Annotated in this window: 8 protein-coding genes; 4 read left to right on the forward strand and 4 right to left on the reverse strand. The window is 72.2% G+C overall.

The genetic code is table 11. The annotated features are described in order from the left end of the window. The first annotated feature begins 1 nt into the window (after window position 1). Window positions 2-751 carry a serine/threonine kinase C-terminal domain-containing protein gene (locus ABTZ54_RS06080; protein ID WP_351657689.1) on the forward strand — a complete coding sequence of 250 codons (750 nt, stop codon included), beginning with the start codon at window positions 2-4 and terminating at the stop codon, window positions 749-751. On the opposite strand, the gene ABTZ54_RS06085 is transcribed toward ABTZ54_RS06080, so the two are convergent. Together ABTZ54_RS06085 and ABTZ54_RS06090 are read right to left on the reverse strand one after the other, a co-directional pair. Continuing rightward, a complete protein-coding gene (locus ABTZ54_RS06085; RefSeq protein ID WP_351657691.1) occupies window positions 741-1,457 on the reverse strand; it encodes an isocitrate lyase/PEP mutase family protein in 717 nt (238 codons plus the stop codon). The two genes, ABTZ54_RS06080 and ABTZ54_RS06085, sit on opposite strands and share 11 nt — an antisense overlap. After that, a complete protein-coding gene (locus ABTZ54_RS06090) occupies window positions 1,454-1,957 on the reverse strand; it encodes a carboxymuconolactone decarboxylase family protein (RefSeq protein ID WP_351657692.1) in 504 nt (167 codons plus the stop codon). Before ABTZ54_RS06090 ends, ABTZ54_RS06085 begins: the two co-directional genes overlap by 4 nt. A gap of 47 nt (window positions 1,958-2,004) precedes the next feature. Between ABTZ54_RS06090 and pdxR the strand changes: the two genes are divergently transcribed. After that, window positions 2,005-3,411 (forward strand): MocR-like pyridoxine biosynthesis transcription factor PdxR, encoded by a 1,407-nt coding sequence (gene pdxR, locus ABTZ54_RS06095; RefSeq protein ID WP_351657694.1) that lies wholly within the window; start codon window positions 2,005-2,007, stop codon window positions 3,409-3,411. A gap of 3 nt (window positions 3,412-3,414) precedes the next feature. Here pdxR and ABTZ54_RS06100 read toward each other — a convergent pair whose 3' ends face one another. After that, window positions 3,415-4,227, reverse strand: a complete 813-nt coding sequence (locus tag ABTZ54_RS06100; RefSeq protein WP_351657777.1) for a DMT family protein — start codon at window positions 4,225-4,227, stop codon at window positions 3,415-3,417. A 112-nt stretch (window positions 4,228-4,339) separates the two neighbouring features. On the opposite strand from ABTZ54_RS06100, the gene ABTZ54_RS06105 reads away from it, so the two are divergent. Next, window positions 4,340-4,630, forward strand: coding sequence for a hypothetical protein (locus ABTZ54_RS06105; RefSeq protein ID WP_351657697.1), 291 nt, complete (start codon window positions 4,340-4,342; stop codon window positions 4,628-4,630). Window positions 4,631-4,635: 5 nt separating this feature from the next. Further along, window positions 4,636-5,820, forward strand: a complete 1,185-nt coding sequence (locus ABTZ54_RS06110) for a glutathionylspermidine synthase family protein (protein WP_351657699.1) — start codon at window positions 4,636-4,638, stop codon at window positions 5,818-5,820. A gap of 4 nt (window positions 5,821-5,824) precedes the next feature. Here the strand turns inward: ABTZ54_RS06110 and ABTZ54_RS06115 are convergent, their stop codons facing one another. Continuing rightward, complete coding sequence (locus ABTZ54_RS06115; protein ID WP_351657701.1) at window positions 5,825-6,397, reverse strand: polysaccharide deacetylase family protein; 573 nt, start codon at window positions 6,395-6,397, stop codon at window positions 5,825-5,827. Between the last annotated feature and the right edge of the window lie 283 nt (window positions 6,398-6,680).

Here is a 6,680-nt window from a genome sequence, read left to right on the forward strand (position 1 = left end):
GATGAGCGGGTACGGGGGAGGGGCCCGCTGGAACGACGAGACCCAGAGCTGGGAGTCCACCGGCCCGGCCATGCCCCCGGCCATGCCCCCGGCCCCCGGGCGCTCGCGGAACGCGGTCGTCGCCGGGGTCGTGGCCGCGGTCCTGGTCGCGGGCGGGCTCGGCAGCTGGCTGGTCTGGGGCAGGGACGGCGACGGAAAGGGGACGGTGGTCGCACCGAGCACATCGCCGACGACCCCAGGCGATTCGGAAGCACCCACCGACCCGACGCCCTTCTCACCCTCCGACTCCCCTTCTCCGTCGGACAGTTCGGCCCCCATGGACGACATGCCGCCACCCGGCTTCCGAGGGGTGGAGGACCCGGACGGCTTCACCATCGCCGTCCCCGTCGGCTGGAACCGCACCTCCTCCGCGCAGGGCGTCTTCTACACCTCGCCCGACGGAAGGAGCCTGATCCAGATCTTCACCGCCGCGACCGCGACCACCACACCGTACGAATCGCTCCAGGAGACCTCCCGGAACCTCTCCAAGAACCCGGGCTACCAGCAGATCGCCCTGGAGCGGACCGGCCAGGACGACACGGCCGAGCTGGTGTACGCGTACGACCGGACGGAGGGCCGCCGCAAGGTGGTCGACCGGGCGTTCACCGGAACCGACGGACGCCAGTACGCGATCCTGGTCGCCGGCCCCGAGACCGACTGGCCCAAGCAGCGGGAGACGCTGACCACGGCCCTGGAGTTCTTCAGGCCGTGAGCAGTCCCGCCGCGATCTCCTTCGTCCCCGCGAGGGTGCGCAGGAGCAGCCCCTGCCCGAAGGTGATCCGGGTGGCGCCGAGCCGGCCGAGCTCGGCGAAGGACGGATCGCCGGGCCGGGCCAGGAAGTTGAGCGGCCCCTCGACCCCGGCGGCCCGCAGCCGGGGCAGGTCCTCGGCCGGGGCGAGGATCGGGAAGACGCAGTCCGCGCCCGCCGCCGTGTAGAGGCGGGCGCGCTCGGCGGCCTCGTCGACACCGCCGCCGTGGAGATACGTGTCCACCCGGGCGTTCAGGAAGAGCCCGGGGCCCGCCTCCGCCCGCACCGCCGCGAGCCGTTCGGCCTGTTCGCGGGGGTCGCGCGGCCCGACCGTACGGTCGGAGTCCTCCAGGTTGAGGCCGACGGCGCCGGTCTCCAGGACCCGGGCCACCAGCTCCTTCGCACCGAGGCCGTAGCCGGCCTCCAGGTCGGCGGTGACCGGGACGGAGACGGCCCGCACGATCCGCGCCACGGCCGCGAACATCTCGTCGGCGGGGGTCTTCCCGTCCTCGTGGCCGAGCGCGGCGGCGATCCCCGCGCTCGGCGTGGCCAGGGCGGGGAACCCGGCCTCCTCGAAGACCCGCGCGGAGGCGGCGTCCCACGGCCCGGGGAGCACCAGGGGCTTCCCGCCGGCCAGGTGCAGCGCCCGCAACTCCTCGGCGCGGGTCACCGCTTGTACATTCCGGGGGTGTAGTGGCCGGGGGTCATACGGGTGCTGACGCCGATCCGGTTCCAGGAGTTGATGACCGTGATGGCGCCGATGAGGTGCGCGAGCTCGGTCTCGTCGAAGTGCTCGGCGGCCTGCGCGTACACCTCGTCGGACACGAAGCCGTCGGTGAGGACGGTGACCGCCTCGGTCAGGCCGAGGGCGGCCAGCTCGCGCTCGGTGTAGAAGTGCCGCGACTCGCGCCAGGCGGAGAGCTGGACGATCCGCTGCACCGTCTCGCCCGCCGCGAGGGCGTCCTTGGTGTGCATGTCCAGGCAGAAGCCGCAGTTGTTGATCTGCGAGGCGCGGAGCTTGATCAGCTCGTAAAGCGTGGGGTCGACGTGCTGGGACGCGGCGATCTCCAGCCCGACCATCGCCTTGTAGAACGCGGGGTGGAGCTCGGCGAAGGCGAGGCGGGGGGCGTGCTCGTGGGCGTAGGCGGTGTCCTGCGTCGTGGTCGTCATGCTCTTCACCGTACGGGCCGGATGGTGCCCGGGTATGGTCCATTCCCATGGCAAACGAGTGGGCCACTTTCGGCGCGGACCTGCATCTGGAACTGAGCGGGCAGGGACTGCGCAGCGGGCTGATGGACGCGCTGCGGGAGGCGGTGCGCAGCGGACGCCTGGAGGCGGGGGTACGGCTGCCCTCCTCCCGCTCGCTCGCCGCCGACCTGGGAGTGGCCCGCAACACGGTCGCCGACGCCTACGCGGAGCTGGTCGCGGAGGGCTGGCTGACCGCCCGGCAGGGCTCGGGCACGCGGGTGGCCCGCCGCTCGGAGCCGCGCCGCCCGGCCCAGGGACGGACCGGCGCACCCCGGCACGCCGCGACCGGCAAACCCACCTACAACCTCACCCCCGGCACCCCCGATTTGGCCTCCTTCCCGCGCGCCGACTGGCTGAAGGCCGCGCGCAAGGCGCTCCTGGCCGCGCCCAACGAGGCCTTCGGGTACGGGGACCCGCGCGGCCGGATCGAACTGCGCACCGTGCTCGCCGAGTACCTGGCCCGGGCGCGGGGCGTGCACGCGCGGCCCGAGCGGATCGTGGTCTGCTCCGGCTTCGTGCACGGCCTGATGCTCATGGGGCAGGTGCTGAAGGCGCGGCGGGTCCGGGAGGTGGCGGTCGAGTCGTACGGCCTCGACGTCCACTGGGACATCCTGGCCCGCGCGGGCCTGCGCATGCCGGCGCTGCCCTTCGACGACCGCGGCACCCGCACCGAGGAGCTGGCCGGGCTGGCCGGACCGGCGGCGGTCCTGATGACCCCCGCCCACCAGTTCCCCATGGGCGGCGCCCTTCAGCCGGACCGGCGGGCGGCGGCCGTCGACTGGGCGCGGGCGTCGGGCGGCCTGATCCTGGAGGACGACTACGACGGGGAGTTCCGCTACGACAGGCAACCGGTCGGCGCCCTCCAAGGCCTCGACCCGGAGCGGGTCGTCTACCTGGGCACCGCGAGCAAGTCCCTGGCGCCGGGCCTGCGGCTGGCCTGGATGGTGCTGCCGGAGCACCTGGTCGACGAGGTGACGGAGGCGAAGGGGTCCGTGGACTGGGTGTCCAGCGTGACGGACCAGCTGACCTTCGCGGAGTTCCTGGCCTCGGGGGCGTACGACCGGCACGTGCGGGCGATGCGGCTGCGCTACCGCCGCCGCCGCGACCAACTGGTCGAGGCACTGGCCGCGCGCTCGCCCGGCACCCGGGTCAGCGGCATCGCGGCCGGACTGCACGCGGTCCTCGAACTCCCCCCGGGCACCGAACGCTCGGTGACCCGAGCGGCGGCCTTCCAGGGCCTGGCCGTCCAGGGCATCGACCGCTTCCGCCACCCGGACACACCACCGACGTCCGACGCCCTGATCGTCGGCTACGGCACCCCCACGGACAGCGGCTGGCCGGGCGCCCTGAAGGCCCTGTGCCGGGTCCTTCCGTAAGGCTCACCCCTCCGGGGCCTCGCCGAAGCGGGCCAGGGTGAGGGAGCCCGCGATGGCGACGGCGAACCCCAGGAGGGCCAGCCACCCCAGCCCCTCCCGCGTCTGGTCCCCGAGCCAGGCCACCCCCACCACCGCGGGCCCGATGGTCTCGCCGAGCACGAGCCCGGCCGTGGCGGTCGTGACCGAGCCCCGGTGCAGCGCGGAGGTCAGCAGCAGGAACGCCGCCCCGCCCCCCACCAGCAGGGCGTACAGCGCGGGATTCGTCAGGTCGACCGAGTCGATGAGCCGCACCGCGATCTCCACCACGCCGAAGCCGAAGCCGGCCGCGAGACCCAGGGTCAGGGCCCGGGGCCGTTCCGGCAGCCGCCCCGCCGCCGCGCCGACCGCGAGCACGGCAAAGGCGGCGACGAGCAGTCCCCACTGGAGGGCGGCCGAGTCGGTGCCCTCGTGCCCCTCCCGCCCGGACGCGAGCGCCAGCATGGCGAGCCCGAGGCAGACCACCCCGACCGCCGCCCACTCGATCCGGCTCAGCCGCACGTGCAGCACGCGCGAGGCGATCACCGCTGTCACGGCGAGGCTGGCCGCGAGCGCGGCGCCCACCGCGTAGATCGGCAGCGTCCGCAGGGCGACGATCTGGAGGACGAAGCCGATCCCGTCCAGGCCGAGCCCGGCCACGTACCGCCACTGCCGCAGCGCACGCCACAGCAGAGCCACGTCGACCCCGCCGCCCGTGCCGGCCTCGGCGGCCCGGGCGCCGAGCGCCTGCAACACCGACGCGGCCCCGAAGCAGAGCGCGGACCCCAGCGCACACACCATCCCAAGAAGCACGAAAGGGACTCTAGTGCGATCGGGATCGGCCGGTCGCCCCCACCCGGCCTACACTGTGCGATCGCAACAGGCATCGGGGAGAAGCAGGGGAGGTCGGGCCATGCGCAGGCTGAGGTCGAGCACAGTGGTACTCGGCGGGGTGGGCATGCTCGCGGCGACCCTGACGGCGTGCGGTTCGGAGCCGGACCAGCGCTGCATCGACCCGGTGACCTACAAGGAGCTACCGGACTACCAGTGCGCATCCGGCAGCGGAAGCAGCAGCACGTCCACCGGCCGCTACTACTACGGCGGCTCCGTCAGCAGTGGCAAGGTCAGCGGCGGCAGCTTCGACAAGTCGGCGGTCGACTCGGGCGGCTTCGGCGGCCACCACTCCGGCTCCGGCGGCGGCTGACAACCATGCGCCGCCACACCATCGACCCCCGCCCCGACTGGCAGCGGACCGTGGAGGAACAGGGCCTGATCTACCCCCTGACCCGCTACCCGGACGGCTCGCTCCGCCCCTACTGGGACGAGAGCGCCTACTACTCCTTCAGCCTGCCCGAGGTGGAGGCCCTGGAAGAAGTAGTCGAGGAACTGCACGCGATGTGCCTGCGAGCGGCAGCACACATCGTCGAGAAGAACCGCTTCACCGAACTGGGCATCACAGACCCCCACCTCACCTCCCTGGTAGCCGAATCCTGGCACCGCAGAGCGGAACTCCCCACCATCTACGGCCGCTTCGACCTGCGCTACGACGGCACGGGCCCGGCGAAGATGCTGGAGTACAACGCGGACACCCCGACCTCCCTGGTGGAGGCGGCGAGCCCGCAGTGGTTCTGGATGGAGGAACGCTTCCCCGGCGCCGACCAGTGGAACTCCCTCCACGAGAGACTCGTGGACGCGTGGAAACGCCAGTCCCACCTCCTCCCCCCGGGCAGCCCGGTGCACTTCGTACACACCGACGGCGACGAGCTGGGCGAAGACCTGATGACGGTCGCGTACCTCCGCGAAACCGCGCAGCAGGCGGGCCTGGAAACTTCGGCACTCTCGGTCGAACGCATAGGCTGGGACAGAATCTCGGGCCGCTTCGTGGACGACCGGCTGCGTTTCATCCGCGCCTGCTTCAAGCTCTACCCGTGGGAGTGGCTGACCACGGACCGCTTCGGCCCGCACGTCCTGGACACCCTGGACAACGGCGGCGGCACCGGCACCACCTGCTGGATCGAGCCGGCCTGGAAGATGCTGCTCTCCAACAAGGCCCTCCTGGCGATCCTCTGGGAGCTCAACCCGAACCACCCCAACCTGCTCCCCGCCTACCTGGACGGCCCGCGCGAACTGGCGGCGGCCCCCGGCTACGTAACCAAGCCGCTCCTGGGCCGAGAGGGAGCAGGCGTAACGATCCACCCCCCGGGCGAGGCACCAGCCCTGCGCGACGAACCCTGCTGCTACCAGGAACTGGCCCCACTGCCGGACTTCGACGGCAACCGAGTGGTGCTGGGCGCATGGACGGTGGGGGACGAATCGGCAGGCCTGGGCATCCGCGAATCATCAGGCCCGATCACCGACGAGTACGCCCGCTTCATCCCCCACGTCATCCTCTAGCCGACTACTCGGCCACGTAGTCCCGCAGCGGCGCGGGCTTCAACCCGGCCGCGTCCGCAAGCGCGAGGGCACGCGTCAGATCCTGCTCCAGCGTCTCGTTGAAGTGCAGCAGGATGATGTCGCCGGCCTTGAGCCGAGGCGTGGGCGGCGTCCACTGCCCCCACGTAGTGAGGTCGTACGTCCAGGTCACCACGGCCTTGGCCCCACACGCGCGCGCGGTGGTCCGGGTGGTGGCGTCATACACGCCATACGGCGGCCGCAGCAGCCGCGGCCCGTCACCGAACTGCGCGAGATGCTGGTCACGCGCCCCGCACACCTCCGCCTTCTGCCCGGCGGCGTCGAGGCTGGTGAGGTCGGGATGGTTGACGGTGTGGTTCTCGACCCGGGAGCGCCCCTGGTCGAGCAGCTGGTGGAAGTACCCGGAGTCGTACGAGTAGGCCCCCGGCAGCAGGAACAGGGACGCGGGCACCCGCCGGTCGAGCAGCAGCTTGGCGGCGGCGGGATCGTGAAACCAGCCGTCGTCGATGGTGATGAAGACAACCGGATCAGCGGTCTCCACATGAGAGACAACCGGCACGGGCTCAGGCCAGGCTGCGACAGGGGCGGCATGGGCAGGCCCGCCCATGCCACCGACCAACGCGACGGGAACAAGCGCGGCGAGCGCTCCGCGCAGAGCACGAAGCAGACGGGTTCTCGGCATGCGGCAACATTGGCCTAGACCAACTACCGTGTCAATAACCCAAGTTGAACGCTCGGACGGCCGACGACGGCGGGAGGGGGCCGTGGCCGGAGGGTGGGGGTGTCCGGACGTGGCGGCGCCCGTAACGAGCGAAGCGAAGTGAAGGTCGCAGTCCGGACAC

The sequence above is a fragment of the Streptomyces sp. NPDC094032 genome (assembly GCF_040303965.1).
Classification (GTDB): Bacteria; Actinomycetota; Actinomycetes; order Streptomycetales; family Streptomycetaceae; genus Streptomyces.